Below are 16,144 nucleotides of genomic sequence, written 5' to 3' on the forward strand. Positions count from 1 at the left end.
GGCGTCGGCTGACGTCGGCCGACGCGGCCCCCTCCTCGGCGGTCATCCCTCCAGGGCGATGTCGTGGGGGCGGATGGGCACCCGGGGCAGCCGCAGGCCGGTGGCGGCCCGTACGGCGGCGGCCACCGCGGGAGTGGACGAGAGCGTGGGCGGCTCGCCCGCGCCGCGCAGCCCGTAGGGAGCGTTCGGGTCGGGATTCTCCATGATCGACAGCCGCATGGGCGGCATGTCGAGGATGGTGGGGATCAGGTAGTCGGTGAACGAGGGGTTGAGCACCAGCCCGTCGCGGACCTGGATCTCCTCCATGAGCGCCAGTCCCAGCCCCTGGGCCGAGCCGCCGTGGATCTGCCCCTCCAGCGCGAGCGGGTTCATGATCTTGCCCACGTCCTGCACGGCGGCCAGCTCGACCACCTTGACCAGGCCGAGCTCCACGTCCACGTCCACCACGGCCCGGTGGACGCACAGGGCGAGCTGGGTGTGCGAGTCGCCCTGGCCGGTGAGCGGGTCCAGGGGGAAGGTGGGCCGGTGCCGGTACTCCCTCGTCTCCTCCACCGCGCCGGCCCGCTCCAGCGCCTCCACCAGGGACGTCCCGTCGCTCGTCAGCTTCGCGAGCCGTTCCCTCACCGCCTCGCAGGCCGCCCTGACCGCGCCTCCGGTGACGTAGGACTGGCGCGAGGCGGACGAGGACCCGGCGGAACCGACCGAGGTGTCCGCCCCCGCGACCGTCACCGCGTCGATCCCCAGCTCGGTCCTCGCGATCTGCTCCTGGACCATCAGCAGGCCCTGACCCACCTCGGCCGCCGCCGTGTGCACCAGGACGTGCGGCTCGCCACCGATCGACTCCACCCGCACCCTCGCGGTCGAGTAGTCGTCGAAGCCCTCGGAGAAGCAGATGTTCTTGATGCCCACGCCGTACCCGACACCGCGCCGCACCCCCTCGCCACGCGTGGTCTGCGAGACGCCGCCCGGCAGGCTCCGCAGATCCGGTGAGTCCGTGACCTCCGGCGCGGCGGGCAGCGGCATCGCGTCGAGCTCCCTGAGCATCTCGGCGAGCGGCGCGGGGGAGTCGATCACCTGTCCGGTGGCCAGCACCGACCCCTGGGAGACCGCGTTGCGCACCCTCACCTCGACCGGGGAGATCCCGCACGCCTCGGCGAGCCGGTCCATCTGCGACTCGTACGCGTAGCACGCCTGTACCGCGCCGAAGCCGCGCATCGCGCCGCAGGGCGGGTTGTTGGTGTAGACGCCGTAGGCGTCGATCCAGACGTTGTCCACCTCGTACGGCCCCACCCCCAGGGAGGCCGCGTTGCCGACCACCGCGGGAGAGGTGGAACAGTAGGCGCCGCCGTCCAGCAGGATCTCCGCCCGCACATACAGCAGCCTGCCGTCGCGGGTGGCGCCGTGCTCGTAGCGCATCCGGGCGGGGTGGCGGTGGACGTGGCCGTAGAAGGACTCCTCGCGGTTGTAGACGATCTTCACGGGGCGGCCGGTGCGCAGGGCCAGCATGCACGCGTGGACCTGCATGGACAGGTCCTCGCGCGCGCCGAACGCCCCGCCCACCCCGGCCAGGGAGAGCCGCACCTTCTCCTCGGGCAGCCCCAGGCACGGCGCGATCTGCTCCCGGTCGGAGTGCAGCCACTGCGTGGCGATGTACAGGTCCACCCCGCCGTCCTCGGCGGGTACGGCCAGGCCGGACTCGGGGCCAAGAAAGGCCTGGTCCTGCATGCCGACCTCGTACTCGCCGGTGACGACCACCGGGGCCTCGAAGGTGGAGCCGACCCGGACCGGCTGGTGGCGCAGCACGTTGCCGCTCTCGTGGACCGAGGGGCAGGAGGCGTCGAAGGCGGCCCGGCGCGGGTCGGTGACGGCCTCGCGGACCTCGTACTCCACCACGATGGCCTCGGCCGCCCGCCTGGCGCGCTCGGGGTGGTCGGCGGCGACCAGCGCGACCGGCTCGCCCTGGTAGCGGACCTGGTCGACGGCGAGCACCGGCTGGTCCCTGTGCTCCAGGCCGTAGAACTTCGCGCCGGGGACGTCCTCGTGGGTGAGCACCGCGTACACACCGGGCATGGCGAGCGCGGGGCCGATGTCGATCGAGCGGATCCACGCCGACGGATGCGGGCTGCGCAGGGTGACCCCCCAGATCATGTCCGCCAGGTACAGGTCGGAGGAGTAGGCGAACTCGCCCGTCACCTTCAGCGTCCCGTCGGGACGCAGGACACTCTCGCCGACGCCGCGATGCCGCCGCGTTTCGATGCCACTCATCTCAGCAGTACATCAGCCGGGTACGGGAGAGGACATGGCAGGCACGACGGAACGCCGAGGGTGACCGTTGGCGACTCTTGCGGTTGCGCCCGGCACCCGGGCGCCGACCGGCCACGGCTCCTGCCGTCGAGCGGCCCACGAAGCTCCCGGAACCACCCACGGGCGCACCCGTTGCCGTGTCACCGCCCTGGCCGGGACAGACGCCTAGCCCAGGGGCGTGATCGGCTCTTCCCGGGCCAGGACAGCCTCCTCCGTCAATGCCTGCTCCTCCACCTCCGCGTTCCCCCTCTCCCTGGCCGTCGCGAGGGAGCGCGCGAGGTAGGCCGAGGCCTGTTCCGTGTCGCCGAGGAGCCGGTGGGAGCGGGCCAGACCGAGCAGCAGGTACGGTTCGGCGACGCTCAGCCGCTCGGCGCGCGCGCAGCCGAGAGCGGCCTCGAAGGAGGCCTTGGCCGACACGGCGTCCCCCCTGCTGAGATGGGTCTCGCCGATCCTGTTGTGCACGGACGCCTCCTGGTACCGGTTGCCGTCCTTGCGGCACATGGTCAGGGCTTCGCCCAGCACCTCCAGCGCCTGCTCGAACCGGCGCAGGCCGTGGTATCCCGCTCCGAGCATGGTGAGCGCGTAGTGCTCGCCCGACCTGTGCTCGATCGCGTTCGCGATCTCCCGTTGTTTCCGGGCACAGTCGATGGTCTCCTCGTAGCGCTCCAGTTCGAGGTAGTTCATGGCGAGATTGCCCAGTGCTCTCTGCTCCCCGTGCGCGTCGGAGAGCCGGCGATACAGGATCAGCTGATGCCGGAGGTGGTGCACGGCCTCCGCCGGGCGGTTGGCCATGTTCAGCGCGAGACCCGCGAAGCCGTGCGCGTACGACTCGATGCTGTGATCGTCCAGCCGCCGGCCGATCGCGAGAGGCTGCGAGCTGATCGCGAGGAGCTGGCCGTGCAGACCGGTGTGGTGGAGGTGCCAGAACAGTGCGAAGACCAGGGCCACCCCGAGCCGGGCGGTTCGCTCCCGGGAGGCGGACATCGCCTGGGAGGCGGCGGACAGAAGGTTGGCCTGCTCCTGGTGCAGCCAGTCGCGGGCCTCCTCGCACGAGGTCAGTGGGAGGGGTGCGGCGCTGAGGTCGACGTCCGTCTGCGCCGGGCGCGGGTAGCGGCCCACCTTTATGGCCAGGCGGGTGGTTCCGACGTACGAGCTCAACGCCCGGTCCAGCATGGCGTCGCGGTCGGCTTCCGGCTCCTCGCTCGCGGCCTGCTCCTTGGCGAACAGCCGCACCAGGTCGTGCAGCCGGTATCTTCCCGGCTCGTCCATCTCCGCGAGGTGCGCGTCGACGAGCCGTTCCATGGCGTGCTCCGCCATCTCCACCGAGACATCCAGCAGGGCGCCGACGATGTGCGCCGTCACGTCGGCCGTCTGCAGCACGCCGAGGGCGCGCAGCGCGCGGGCGGCCGTCCGGTCGAGGATCTGGTCGCTGCCGGCGAGCGTGTCGTAGCTGACGGCCAGGCTGGTCCGTACCGCGATATCGCCCGCCGCCAGTTCCCTTAGCCGGCTGTGCTCGTCGTTCAGCCGGTCCACCAGGTCGGCCACCTTCCAGCGTGGCCGGTTCGCCAGCCGGGCTCCGGCGATGCCGACGGCCAGCGGCAGGTCCGCGCACAGATCGATCAGGTGTCTTGTGGCCTGGACCTCCTGGGCGACCCGTTCGGCTCCGATCAGTTTCGCGAGCATCGCCGAGGACTCGGTCCGTCGCATCCCGGAGATCGGCACGCGGGCGCAGTCGTCGAGCAGGGTGAAGCTTTCCCGACTGGTCGTCAGGATCGCGTTGCCCCTCGAGACCGACAGCAGCGGGCGGATCTGGGCCAGGCCGGCGGCATCGTCGAGCACGATGAGCATCTGGCGGCCGTCGAGTTCGCCGCGCCAGCGTGCCGCGGCCTCCTCGACGTCGGCGGGGACGGTGTGCGGGGGCATGCCGAGGTCACGCAGGAACCTGGTGATCACCTCGATCGGTTCGAGTCGTTTCATGCCCGGGGTGGCCCCGCGCAGGTTCACGTACAGCTGCCCGTCGGGAAAGCGGTCGCGGACCAGGTGCGCGGCCCGGATGGCCAGGGTCGACTTACCGGATCCCGGCGCTCCGGTGATCGCGACGACATGGTGCGGCGGGGAGCCGTCCCAGGGGGAGAGCAGTGCTCTCAACCGCACGAGCTCCTCCGCACGCCCGACGAAATCCATGGGATCACGTGGCAACTGCCGGACCGTCGTCCTCTCCGCCGTCGCACGGTTCCCGGAGGGCCGGGTGTGCGTCGGCTTCGGGGTGAGGGAGGCCACCGGCAAGGGCAGGTCGGACAGAGGGGCGGCGCGCAGGATCAGCTCGTGGCACCTGCGGAGACTCTCGTGCGGCTCGATGCCCAGCTCCTCCGAGAGCAGGCGCCGGGTCTCCCGGTAGATCTTCAACGCCTCCGCCTGCCGGCCGCAGTGGTAGAGCGCGGTCATGTGCAGCTCTCGGAGCCGCTCTCGCAACGGGTGCTCCGCGGTCAGGGTGACAAGCCGGGTGGCGGCGTCCTGCGGGTGTCCGAGCAGGAGCAGCAGCTCCGCGTGCAGTTCCAGCGCGACCAGGTGCAGTTCTCCCAGTCTGTGCCGCTCGAACTCGGCGAACGGGCCGGGGATTCCGCTCAGACACGGCCCCCGCCACAGTTTCAGCGCGTCCCTCAGGAACCGCAGGGCCGTCTCGGGGGAGCCTTCGGCGTATGATCTCTGGGCCTGATCGAGGTGTTCTTTGAACACTTCGGCGTCCACCTGCCCGGGTTCGAGCCGCAGAGCGTATCCGCCCGAGGTGGAGGCGAGCAGCCTCGAAGGTCTTCGTGAATCGCGGTCCGGCTCCAGTGTTCGCCGCAGTTTGGACACGTATGTGTAAACGCTCTGCTCCGCGGTCTTCGGCGGATCCGCCCCCCACACGCCGTCGATCAACTCGTCTTTCGTAACCGCCCGTCCGGTATTGGCGGCCAAAACGCAGAGAATCGCCTGCTGCCGGGGCTCTCCCAACTCAAGTTCGTCGGAGAGTCTACGGACGACCACCGAGCCCAGCATGCCGATGTAGAAATCCCCCGGCCGGAGGCCGTCATCCATCCTCACGATTTCGTCGGTCCTGCCCATTCAGATCCCCACATGCGGTCAAGCATGGCGTAGCGAATTCGCGGAAGCCAAGTCCGGCCGATGGGTTCGCGTCGAAGCGGAGGTCGCGTCATCCTCCGCTCGGATGCCGTAAGAACGCGGACGGCATGACTTCGATCACTTCCCGCGCACGTCCGATCACATTTTGTATTCGAGATGGGACGTTTGGGGACCAGTCATGAATTAAGTCGGGCGATGGTCTCTGCATGTCCCCGGGAGTGTCCGCGAGAGCGATGCCGGGCATTCCGAAAAGACTGGGGACCGGATGCTTTTCGCCACACTCTCAGGTTTGTCGAAATTTCCCGAACGGGCCTGCCGGGAGGTTGGCCCGACCACCGGGGAACAGGTGATGAAATACGGATAATTCGAACGGAAGAAGTTGAAGAGCCAGAAGTGGTCAACCCGCTTCGGCGTTGTGCGAAATTTTCAAAGGTCATCCCGCTGGGTTGTGCCCGGCTGGGCACCACAGGCGTCCCGCGAAGATCGTGGCCGACGTGTACAGGCTTTCGGGCGAGGACTTTCCCCGGTTGAACATACGTATCAGGCGGGGTGGGCGAGCTCGTCCGCTCGACGTCACGGCCGGGCGGGTCCGGCCGTTCAGATGATCACCACCCACCCCGGCGCGTCGGTGAGGAAGATCGCGAAAGAGGCGGGTATCTCTGTGGGAGCCGCGCACGACGTGCGCGAGCGGATGTCCAGGGGCTTGACCCCGGCGCCTGGCGGAAAGGAACGGGATCCCGGCCGTCGATACGCGGCGTGCTGCCATGGCTGTTTCCCGGACGGAACCCGATCGCCACCACAGGCCCGCCGAGTCGACGTGGTCGTGGCCAGAACGCCGGCCGAAACCGTTCAGGCCACTCTGGGAGAGTCCTGAGAACGCGTGATCACCGAGGCCGGAGGGATTCTCCAGGACCCCCGCGGTAGTCGGCGAGACATGCCGGACCGGATTCGACGCGAACCTGACCGCCGCGCTCGTCTTCACCGACGATGAGAGGCCGCGCTCCGGAAGCCATGACGGGCGCCTTCCGGACACATGCCCGTTACCGGAAGACCAGGAAGCAGAACCTAGACGATTCCCGCTTTGGCGATGCGGATCCCCGCCTGGAGTCTGCTGTGCGCCCCGATCCGCCCCATCACGTTGGCCATATGGCGGCGCACGGTGCGGGAGGTCAGCCCGAGCCGGCGGCCGATCACCTCGTCCGTCATGCCCTCCGCGGCCATTCGCAAGACGGTCTTCTCCTGCTCCGTGAGTGAGAACGGCGCCTTCCACCCCCGCGGACGCTGTTCGGCGCGTGACCAGACATGCTCGAACAGGTCTCCCAGCAACGAGAGCAGCACGGGGGCGCGCACCACGGCCATCTGGGACGCGTGGCCCGTCAAGGCGATATCGTCGTCGATCACCATGAATCTCTCAGAGATCAGCGGGTCGACCCTCAGCTCCACGGACGCGGGGAAACCGGCTGTTTCGTATGGCGAATCGACCACGATCCTTGTCCGCACTCCCGGCGGGATGCTAGGTGAATCGAAAATCTGGAGAAACGTAGTGTTTTTTCCTGGTTCAGGAAGAAACGCATCTATTGACCGTTTCGCGGATGAGCATAGGGTTTCGGCGTCCTGTCGGACCCGGGATCGCTCTCCCCCGGAGGGCGGGACCGGTAAGGAGTGGGTCATGTGCCCCTCGCGTTTGTCGTCCGGGCCGGCGGTGGCAGGGGTGCTCGGCAAGGCCTTCTCGGGCCGGGCCCGAAGAGGCGAACTCCCGCCACCGGACTTCGCCGGATTCTCCTGGGATTCTCGCCGTTTCACTGTCGCAGGTGATTCTAGAGATCACCTAGAGACGCTCGCGGGCACGTGCCGTGTGCGCCGGGGCGAGAGGCCGGACTCAAGAGAGGTCGAGGTGGGGGCGAGCCGCCCGCGCTCGCTGCTTTCCCCGAGGCTTTCCCGTGGGCGGATCATGCTCGTTTACTTTCCTACGGGTCGTGCGTATTCCTGGTTTTCCGTGAGCCGAAACGGCTCGGGGCTTTCTTTGCATCCGCCGCGAAATGGCCGTCCGTCTTCCCGGGCTTCGGCTGACCGCTTTAGGACATTGACTTGATGGTGGATTGTTTCAATATATTTTCAGGGTGACGACTGATTCCAAACGTGAAGGTGCCGAGGGGGCGCCCGGCGACAGGGGTTCGTGAGCCGACCGGCCTGCGGACCGGTCGGCGACGAAGAGCGAGCGGAACGGATGACGCCTACGAGAGGTCGAGTGGCCGTCGTCGGCACCCTCGACCCGGGTCATACGGTCACGAGCCGTGACCTGCGACGAAGCGGCACGTGGGCAAAGCAGATCACACACGTGTGCTCTTCCGGCCGGGATCCTCCGCGAAGAACAACGATCTTCACGGAAGGGGTTCGGATCCCGACTCGGCCGCGATCGGTGGCGCCAACCATCCGGGGGCGCGGACGCCCCGGTGTTCAATGATTTCCGTCTTGCTGAAGCGCGCATAAGGGAAACCTGCGCGCTCACATCGGCACGAGCGCGCCGGTTCCGCCGGGTGGAGCGGCTCGCTGGCTGAAAGCTCTCCACGGAGGGCGGAGCTCGTTTCGCTTCTCGTCTCCTTCGGCCGGGTTGAGTCGTCGCTCAGCCCGGGTAGTCCCAGCCCAGGTAGGCCTGGGCGTTGACCGTCTGCAAAGAATACTTGCCGGTGTCCTTCGGGGGGGCAGACGAATCAGCACTCGCGGTCGTAACATTGCCAGTGACGGCAAAAGTAGCCGTAAACAGCATGGCGAGGGCAGACAAGGCAAGACGTCGGCGCACGGGGAGACTCCTGTCGTAGGTTCTGCTGCTCAGACAATATCTTTCAAGGGGTAACGTGACCGGTCAAGACTTGGTGGGGCAGCGCATCAAAACCGCCCGTCGGCAACGGGGTCTTTCTCAGGCGCAGCTCGCTCATCCAGAGCTGTCGGACAGTTACGTCTCTCTCATCGAGAGTGGCAAGCGTACTCCGACCCCTGCTGTACTGGAGCTTCTCGCGGAAAAACTCGACTGCTCCCTGACCTATCTGATCAACGGCGTCACCGCCGAGCAGATGCAGGAGATCGAGCTCGCGCTGAGCTACGCGCAGATGGCCCTGGACAACGGCGAGGTCGTCGAAGCCCGTAGTCGCTACGCCGAGCTTCTCGCCGACAGTGGCCTGGCCGGCCTGCCCCAGCTACGGCAGGACGTCGAATACGGCCTCGCCCTCGCGACCGAGGCCTGCGGCGACCTGGAGCAGGCGATCGTCCTCTTCGGGGGGCTGCACGAGAGCGACACGACGGTCATGAGCCCCGAGCGTCACATCGCGATCGCCGTCGCCCTTTCGCGCTGCTATCGCGAGATCGGAGACCTCACCCGCGCGATGGAGGTTCCCGAGCGGATCCTCACCGGTGCGGTCAGGCCCGTCTGGACCGACGGTCTCATGAGGCTGGGCAGCCAGCTCTTCGCCGCGTACGTGGAGCGGGGTGACCTGCTGCGGGCCCGCCAGTTCGCCGCCGAGCTGGTCGCCGCCGCCGAGATCCTCGGCACCCCGATGTCGCTCACCCTGGCGCACTGGGGCGCTGCGATCGCCGCCGTCGAGACCGGTCACACCGACGAGGCGGTCACGCACGCCGAGCGCGCCCTGGCCATCCAGTCCGAGTACGGCGATCCGTGGAGGCTGTCGCGGCTGCGCAACGACTACGCCCAGGTCATGCTGATCGCCCGGCCCATGGAGGCCGAGAGCTGGCGTGACGTGTTACTCAAGGTGGAGAAGGAGCTCGCGGAGAGCTCCGCCAGCTCGATCACCAAGATGCGCTGCGCGATGAACCTCGTCCGGGTGGAGTTGCTGCTCGCCCGCCCCGACCGGGCCGAGAAGCACATGCGCTTCGTCTGTGACCTGCTCGACGGCATGCCCAAGGCCCTGCAGGCGGAGGCGCGCCTGCTGCACGGCGAGACCCTGGCGGCGCTGGGCATGCAGGCCGAGGCGTCGCGGGAGCTGTCCGCCGGGGCCGAGTTCCTGGAGCAGGCGCCGGAGACCCGCTTCACCGCCCATGCCTGGCTGACCGCGGCCCGCGTCCTGGAGCGGATCGACGAGCCCGACCGGAGCGTCGACGCCTACAAGCGGGCGATGGCCTGCGTCGGCCTGTAGATCGAGACGGTGAGGGCGACCCGCGCGGTCGCGGATCGGACAGGGGGGTCGAGACCGCACGGTCTCGTCGGTAGCCTTGTGGTTGCCATGAAGAATTCCCCTGTCGCGGTCGCCCTCGCGCTTCTCGCCGCCCTCGTTCTCGGCACGGCCTTCGCCTCGCCCGCCCTCGCCCATGACCGGCTCAAGAGCAGTAATCCGGCCAAGGGTGCGAAGGTCGAGAGCCTGGAGGAGGTGAAGCTGACGTTCAGTGCCTCGGTGCGCTTCCCGAACGTCGTCGTGCGCTCCGGCGACGCGACGTACCAGGACGGCAAGCCCGTCGCCGACGGCCCCGTGGTGACCCAGAAGGTCAAGGGAGATCTACCTCCCGGCGCGTACGTCATCGCCTACCGCGTCGTGTCCTCCGACGGCCACCCGATCGAGGGGGAGATCCCCTTCACCCTGCTCGGCTCCGCAGAGCCGTCGCCGTCCCTGTCGCCGTCGCCGTCCTCGGCCAGCCCTGAACCCGCGGAGAGCACGGTCGCCGAGAGCACACCGGTCGCCACGCTCAGCCCGGCCGCCGCAGGGCGGTCGGAGGAGTCCGGCTCCTCGGGAGGCGTCCCCGGCTGGATGTGGATCGTCGTCGGAGGCCTGGCCGGCATCGGCATCGGCCTGTTCCTCAGCATGCGCGGCAGGAAGAAGACATGAGCAAAACCGCGCGGGCCGCGCAGGCGGCACAGGTCGAGGCACCGGCGAACGGCCGGGTCGTGAAGCTCGCCCTGGCGGGCGCGGCGGCGGCCGTCGCCGCCCTGGTGATCGCCATGATCGCGGGAGGTGCCGCGAGCCCGCGCATCATTCCCGGCCTGCCCGACCAGGGTTCCTTCACCCGCTGGGGCCTGCCGCTGGCGAAGCTGGCGATGGACGCGGCGGGCGTGCTCACCGTCGGCACGCTCCTGGCCGCCGCGTTCCTGCTTCCCAACGACAAGGGCCTGCTGGGCAAACCCGCCCTCGGCTATGTCAAGGCCGCCTCCTGGATCGCCCTCGTCTGGGCCGGAGCCGCCGCGGCCACGATGGTGTTCAGCCTCTCGGAGGCGCTCGGGCTGCCGGTGGTCGACGTGCTCGGCGGTGACGAGCTCACCAGCTTCGCCAGCCAGGTCTCCCAGGGCATCGCGCTCACCCTGGTCGTGCTGTTCTCGGTCGCGATCGCGCTCTTCGCCCGTGGGGCGATCACCGCCGGCGCGGCCGGCGGCCTGCTGGTCCTCGCCCTGGCCACCATGCTCCCGCCCGCCCTGACCGGCCACTCCGCCTCCTCGCCCAACCACGATCTGGCCACCACCGGCGTCGCCGTCCACCTGGTCGTCCTCGCCCTCTGGGTGGGCGGCCTCGGCGTGCTCTGCGCGCACGCGCTGCGCCGTCAGCCGCATCTGGAGATCGCCGCCGCCCGCTTCTCGTCCCTCGCGCTGTGGTGCTTCGTCGGGGTGGGACTGTCCGGCCTGTTCAGCGTCGTGGCCAGGCTCAGCGCGATCTCCGAGCTGTTCACCTCCGCCTACGGCCTGCTGCTGCTCGCCAAGACGGCCGCGTTCGCGCTGCTCGGCGCCGTCGGCTGGTGGCACCGCACCCGGACCCTTCCGTTGCTCGCGGCGGGCGGATCCGGCACGTTCCTCCGCTTCGCCGGAGGCGAGATCGTCGTCATGTTCGCGGCCGTCGGCCTCGCCGTCGCGCTGTCCCGCACCGCGCCGCCCCCGGCGATCCTGCCCGTCGACAGGGCCTTCGAGGTGCTCGGCTACACCATGCCGCCGGAGATCTCGCTCGCCAACCTGGCCTCGCTGTGGTGGTTCGACCTGTTCTCCGGCACGATCGTCGCTCTGCTCGCCGGTCTCTACCTCGCCGGTGTCGTACGGCTCACCCGGCGCGGTGACGCCTGGTCCAAGGGGCGTACGGCCGCCTGGTTCACCGGTGTGCTGATTCTGCTGATCGCCACCCAGAGCGGTGTCGCCCGCTACGCCAAGGTGCTGTTCAGCGCGCACATGGCCGAGCACATGACGCTCTCGATGCTGGTGCCGATCTTCCTCGTGCTCGGTGCGCCCGTCACCCTCGCCCTGCGCGCGCTCAAGCCCGCCGCCCGCAGGGGCGACCGGGGGCCGAGGGAGTGGCTGACGACGATTCTGCACAGCAGGTTCGTCCGCTTCATCGCCCATCCGGCGATCGCCACCGCGATCTTCATCGTCTCCACCTACGCGCTGTACTTCACACCGCTGTTCGCCGCCGCGATGGAGGAGCACCTCGGTCACATCGTGATGACGGTGCACTTCCTGCTCAGCGGGACCCTGTTCTTCTGGGTGATCATCGGTGTCGATCCGGCCCCCTACCGGCTGCCGCACGTGGCCCGGCTCATCCTGCTTTTCGTGACCATGCCGTTCCACGCGTTCTTCGGCATCGCGCTGATGAGCATGAGCACCGTGCTCGCCTCCGACTGGTACGACCAGCTCGGCCGGACCTGGGGCGCGTCCTCGATCGAGGACCAGCAGACCGGCGGCGCCATCGCCTGGGCGTTCGGTGAGATCCCGACCCTCATCGTGCTCATCGCGCTCGCCTACCAGTGGTGGCGCCACGACGATCGCGGGGCCCGTCGCGCCGACCGCCGTGCCGACGCCGTCGCGGCCCGAGACGGTGGCAGTGGCGATGCCCAGCTCGACGCGTACAATGACTACCTGGCCAAACTCAACAGGCGAGACGGCGCGGAGTAGCCGGACAGCTACGGCCTTCTATCTTCGAGCCCCCTTAAGGACACCTCCCGGTAGCCTGTGTTTTCAGGGGGCTCGTGCTCACCGCAGCGGGTGCGGCGCTTCGTCATCGCGCGCCACGCCCATCCACGTATCCGGTCGGGGGCCCGGGGGCTGCAATGTGCATCAGGAAGGTTGAGCAGTGTCCGAGGAAGTGCGCGTACGCGAGGGCCGAAGCCGAAGCCTCGCCCAAGCGCTCGAAGAGCAACTCACCGAGTGGGCCGAGCGCACCGGGATCGCCGTCGAGATCTGGGCACTGCCCGCCCAGGGCGTTCCGCTTGGGGTCGCGAGAGCCGCGCTGGCCGTGCTTGAGGAGGCGCTGGCCAATGCCGAGCGACACAGCCGGGCCCGTGTCGTCTCCGTCGCCGTCACCTTCGGGCGCGGCGGCCTGCGCATGACGGTGAGTGACAACGGTGTTGGCTTCTTCGGAGAGGCCGCAGGCCGGGGCATCACCGCGATGCGCACCCGTTTCGAGCAGTTCGGCGGCACGCTCGGTGTCAACGGCGTTCCCGGCGAGGGGACCACCGTCACCGGAGTGGTGCCCCGCCAGGACTGACCGGGACACCGAGCGGACGGATCCCCGACGGAGGCGCCGGCCCCAGGGGCGTCGCTCCAGACCTGAGGCCCCTCGGACTTCAGGGACCCTCAAGCCGGAGACGCGGCCATGGAGCGGGCCGAGACTCAGGGGAGTGTCAGGATCTCATGGCCGGTCTCGGTCACCAGGATGGTGTGCTCGAACTGGGCGGTCCGCATGCGGTCCTTGGTGACGGCGGTCCAGCCGTCGGGCCAGATCTCGTAGTCGATGGTGCCGAGCGTGAGCATGGGCTCGATCGTGAACGTCATGCCCGGCTCCAGCGTGACCGCGAGTGACGGGTCGTCGTAGTGGGGGACGATCAGGCCCGAGTGGAACGTGGTGCCGATGCCGTGCCCGGTGAAGTCGCGGACCACGCCGTAGCCGAACCGCTTGGCGTAGGCCTCGATCACGCGACCGGCCACGTTGAGCTGACGGCCGGGGGCGATGGCCTTGATGGCCCGGTTGGTGGCCTCGCGGGTGCGCTCGACGAGCAGGCGTGACTCCTCGTCCACGTCGCCGACTCCGAAGGTGGCGTCGGTGTCGCCGTGCACGCCGCCGATGAAGGCGGTGATGTCGATGTTGACGATGTCGCCGTCGCGCAGCACGGTGTCGTCGGGGATGCCGTGGCAGATCACCTCGTTGATCGAGGTGCACAGCGATTTGGGATATCCCCGGTAGCCGAGGGTGCTGGGATAGGCGCCGTGGTCGCAGAGGAACTCGTGGCCGATCCGGTCGAGCTCGTCGGTGGTGACGCCGGGCGCCACGTGCCTGCCGACCTCTTCGAGCGCCTGGGCCGCCAGCTTGCCCGCGACCCGCATCCGCTCGATGATCTCGGGGGTCTTGACGTCGGACTCGCCGGTCTTCGGGGTTTTCTTCCCGACGTACTCCGGCCGCTGGATGTGAGAGGGCACCTTGCGGATAGGGGAGATCCGCCCGGGCTGGAGCAGTGTCGTCATGGTCCCCCAGTCTAGTTGTGCTTCTCACTGGGCAGTATTGCCGCATGAGTGATCAATGGTGGTTCTGCTTGAGGCACATGGCCGTCGAACCCGACGAGGGATGCCCGAACAAGGACAGGATGGGGCCGTACCCGACACGCGAGGCCGCCGGCGCCGCGCTGAAGACCGCTGCCGACAGGAACGAGGAGTGGAAGGAGAACGACCGCGCCTGGGACGGGGACGACTGAGGCCCGTCGGCCGGTGCGGGCCGTGGTCGTCCCGTGGCCGTCGCGGTGCGCCGAGCCGCGGACTAGTCGGCGACCTGAGGACCGCTGATCCGCTCCAGCAGCCTCGCCAGGCGGTCGCGCAGGCCGGGACGGCGCCCGACCTCGCCCGCCGCCATGCTCACCAGGTGCTGGGCTCCGTCGAAGGAGAACGGCGCCCGCTCGGGAACCGTCAGCGCGTCGTGGGCCAGACCCGCCAGATCCGGGTCACCGCCGTCCAGGGCGAGGATCGTCGTGCCGGTCCTGCGGGCGTCGCTCACCCGTTCCAGCAGCGCCTCGGGGGCGCGTTCCTCGGTCACCACGAACAGCGTCTCGCCCCGCCCCGCCTGCTCGATCCGCTCCAGCCCGACCCGCAGGTGCGCGGGCGCTTCGGGGGCGGGCGCCCAGCGGACCAGCGTCGGAGCGAGCTGGGGCAGCCCGGAGAACCTCGCCTCGTCACTCAGGTGCGCGGTCAGGTGCCAGGGTTCCTCCTGGGGTGTGCCGACCACCAGCAGCCCGCCGGGGGAGCGCGTCGCGCGAAGGGCGAGGCCCAGCTCGCGGGTCCGCTCGACCCAGCCGGTCGAGGCGAGGATTTCGCGCAGCAGTGTCACCGACCCGGCGTCCATCAGTTCCTCCCGAGGGGACCGTCGTCTTCAGGCGACGGGGGAATCGGGAGCGGGAGGACCGCTAAGACCCGAGCGTGGAGTGGCCTGACGGGTTCACGCATTCCGCGTCGCCTCTTTCCGGCATTCGATACGGTGGGAACAAAGGTTCGAGCGAGGGGGGTGGTGTGGTGCGTAGATCGTTGAAGTTCCTGTTGCGCCCCACCGCCCGCCAGGGCGCCGCGTTGACCGCCTGCCTGGATGATCACCGTGCCTTGTACAACGCCGCGCTGGAGCACCGCCGCACCGCCTACGCCAGGGCGAAGGTGAGCGTCCGCTACGGTGACCAATCCGCCGACCTGAAGCACATCCGCGCCGACGACGCGGGCGGTCAGGGCCGGTGGTCGTTCTCCTCTCAGCAGGCCACCCTGCGCCGCCTGGACAAGGCATTTGCGGCGTTCTTCGCCCGCGTCAAAGCAGGCCGCACGCCGGGCTTTCCCCGCTTCAAGGGCAACGGACGCCTCAACACCGTCGAATGGCCGAAAGACGGCGACGGTTGCCGGTGGGACTCCCAGCCCGAACACCCCACCGCGACATATCTGCGCCTGCAGGGCGTCGGCCACGTCCGCGTCCACCGGCACCGGCCGGTGCGTGGCACCGTCAAGACGATCGGCGTCAAGCGGGAGGGCTCGCGCTGGTACGTGATCTTGTCGTGTGACGATGTGCCCGCCGAGCCGCTGCCCGCCACCGGCATTGCTGTCGGGATCGATCTGGGGGTGGCGTCGCTGGTCACCACCAGCGAGGGTGAGCACCTGGCCAACCCGCGCCACCTGGCCGCCTGCGCCGACCGCCTCGCCGCCGCCCAGCGCGACCTCGCCCGTAAAAAACGCGGCTCCACGCGGCGCCGCAAAGCGGTGGCGCGGGTCGCGGCCCTGCATGCCAAGGTCCGCCGTCAGCGCTTGGACGGCGCGCACAAGGCGGCCCTCGCGCTGGTCGGCGGCTACGACGTGATCGTGCACGAGGACCTGCGGATCGCGAACCTGACCCGCTCGGCCTCCGGCACGCTGGCGGCGCCCGGCGTCAACGTGGCGGCCAAGTCCGGTCTCAATCGCAGCATTCTGGACGCGGGCTGGGGGGTGTTCCTGACGATCCTGTCGCACAAGGCTGAAAGCGCCGGTCGAGAGCTGATCGCGGTGAACCCCGCCAACACCTCCCGCACCTGTGCCCGATGCGGGCACTGCGCGAAGGAGAACCGCCCCACCCAGGCCGAGTTTCACTGTCAGCGGTGCGCACACGTCGCGCACGCCGACGTGAACGCGGCGACCAACATCCTCAGGGCAGGGCTTGCCCTTCGCGATGTCGCGCAAGCGGCTTAACGAGAAGCCGCTCCCTTCAGGGAGCGGAGGAGTCACCGCACCATCGTGCCTCACAGACCC

General features: G+C 69.1%; 11 protein-coding genes. 6 read left to right on the plus strand and 5 right to left on the minus strand.

The window, feature by feature from the left end:
• Positions 1-42: 42 nt before the first annotated feature.
• From ACIBH4_RS29250 to ACIBH4_RS29260, 3 genes are all read right to left on the minus strand, one after another.
• Positions 43-2,265: a molybdopterin cofactor-binding domain-containing protein gene (locus ACIBH4_RS29250; protein ID WP_362765204.1), complete on the minus strand. Its 2,223-nt coding sequence runs from the start codon at positions 2,263-2,265 to the stop codon at positions 43-45.
• A 204-nt stretch (positions 2,266-2,469) separates the two neighbouring features.
• Positions 2,470-5,382, minus strand: coding sequence for a BTAD domain-containing putative transcriptional regulator (locus tag ACIBH4_RS29255; protein WP_362765201.1), 2,913 nt, complete (start codon positions 5,380-5,382; stop codon positions 2,470-2,472).
• 1,110 nt (positions 5,383-6,492) lie between these two features.
• Positions 6,493-6,831 (minus strand): helix-turn-helix transcriptional regulator, encoded by a 339-nt coding sequence (locus tag ACIBH4_RS29260; protein ID WP_362765198.1) that lies wholly within the window; start codon positions 6,829-6,831, stop codon positions 6,493-6,495.
• A 1,451-nt stretch (positions 6,832-8,282) separates the two neighbouring features.
• Here ACIBH4_RS29260 and ACIBH4_RS29265 point away from each other — a divergent pair.
• From ACIBH4_RS29265 to ACIBH4_RS29280, 4 genes are all read left to right on the plus strand, one after another.
• Positions 8,283-9,575 carry a helix-turn-helix transcriptional regulator gene (locus tag ACIBH4_RS29265; protein ID WP_362501980.1) on the plus strand — a complete coding sequence of 431 codons (1,293 nt, stop codon included), beginning with the start codon at positions 8,283-8,285 and terminating at the stop codon, positions 9,573-9,575.
• Positions 9,576-9,662: 87 nt separating this feature from the next.
• Positions 9,663-10,259, plus strand: coding sequence for a copper resistance CopC family protein (locus ACIBH4_RS29270; protein WP_362501982.1), 597 nt, complete (start codon positions 9,663-9,665; stop codon positions 10,257-10,259).
• Complete coding sequence (locus ACIBH4_RS29275; protein WP_362501984.1) at positions 10,256-12,298, plus strand: cytochrome c oxidase assembly protein; 2,043 nt, start codon at positions 10,256-10,258, stop codon at positions 12,296-12,298. The genes ACIBH4_RS29270 and ACIBH4_RS29275 overlap by 4 nt, the downstream gene beginning before the upstream one ends.
• A 178-nt stretch (positions 12,299-12,476) precedes the next feature.
• Positions 12,477-12,890 (plus strand): ATP-binding protein, encoded by a 414-nt coding sequence (locus ACIBH4_RS29280; RefSeq protein ID WP_362501986.1) that lies wholly within the window; start codon positions 12,477-12,479, stop codon positions 12,888-12,890.
• A 125-nt stretch (positions 12,891-13,015) separates the two neighbouring features.
• Here the strand turns inward: ACIBH4_RS29280 and map are convergent, their stop codons facing one another.
• On the minus strand, positions 13,016-13,864 hold the full coding sequence (map, locus tag ACIBH4_RS29285; RefSeq protein WP_362501988.1) for a type I methionyl aminopeptidase: 849 nt from the start codon (positions 13,862-13,864) through the stop codon (positions 13,016-13,018).
• A gap of 44 nt (positions 13,865-13,908) precedes the next feature.
• Here map and ACIBH4_RS29290 point away from each other — a divergent pair, with 44 nt between their 5' ends.
• The gene (locus tag ACIBH4_RS29290) at positions 13,909-14,091 is read left to right on the plus strand and encodes a hypothetical protein (RefSeq protein ID WP_362765195.1); all 183 of its coding nucleotides are present in this window, start codon (positions 13,909-13,911) and stop codon (positions 14,089-14,091) included.
• Between the two features lie 62 nt (positions 14,092-14,153).
• Here ACIBH4_RS29290 and ACIBH4_RS29295 read toward each other — a convergent pair whose 3' ends face one another.
• The gene (locus ACIBH4_RS29295) at positions 14,154-14,732 is read right to left on the minus strand and encodes a hypothetical protein (RefSeq protein WP_362501992.1); all 579 of its coding nucleotides are present in this window, start codon (positions 14,730-14,732) and stop codon (positions 14,154-14,156) included.
• Between the two features lie 167 nt (positions 14,733-14,899).
• Here ACIBH4_RS29295 and ACIBH4_RS29300 point away from each other — a divergent pair, with 167 nt between their 5' ends.
• The gene (locus ACIBH4_RS29300) at positions 14,900-16,084 is read left to right on the plus strand and encodes a transposase (RefSeq protein WP_362765192.1); all 1,185 of its coding nucleotides are present in this window, start codon (positions 14,900-14,902) and stop codon (positions 16,082-16,084) included.
• The last annotated feature ends 60 nt before the right edge of the window (positions 16,085-16,144 follow it).

The organism is Streptosporangium sp. NPDC050284 (assembly GCF_044459525.1).
Taxonomy (GTDB): Bacteria; Actinomycetota; Actinomycetes; order Streptosporangiales; family Streptosporangiaceae; genus Streptosporangium.

What these genes read in the sequence shown, in the direction of transcription:
- ACIBH4_RS29250 (WP_362765204.1), bottom strand. Translation starts at nt 2,265, where the DNA reads ATGAGTGGCATCGAAACGCGGCGGCATCGCGGCGTCGGCGAGAGTGTC.
- ACIBH4_RS29255 (WP_362765201.1), bottom strand. Translation starts at nt 5,382, where the DNA reads ATGGATGACGGCCTCCGGCCGGGGGATTTCTACATCGGCATGCTGGGC.
- ACIBH4_RS29260 (WP_362765198.1), bottom strand. Translation starts at nt 6,831, where the DNA reads ATGGTGATCGACGACGATATCGCCTTGACGGGCCACGCGTCCCAGATG.
- ACIBH4_RS29270 (WP_362501982.1), top strand. Translation starts at nt 9,663, where the DNA reads ATGAAGAATTCCCCTGTCGCGGTCGCCCTCGCGCTTCTCGCCGCCCTC.
- ACIBH4_RS29275 (WP_362501984.1), top strand. Translation starts at nt 10,256, where the DNA reads ATGAGCAAAACCGCGCGGGCCGCGCAGGCGGCACAGGTCGAGGCACCG.
- map (WP_362501988.1), bottom strand. Translation starts at nt 13,864, where the DNA reads ATGACGACACTGCTCCAGCCCGGGCGGATCTCCCCTATCCGCAAGGTG.
- ACIBH4_RS29290 (WP_362765195.1), top strand. Translation starts at nt 13,909, where the DNA reads ATGAGTGATCAATGGTGGTTCTGCTTGAGGCACATGGCCGTCGAACCC.
- ACIBH4_RS29295 (WP_362501992.1), bottom strand. Translation starts at nt 14,732, where the DNA reads ATGGACGCCGGGTCGGTGACACTGCTGCGCGAAATCCTCGCCTCGACC.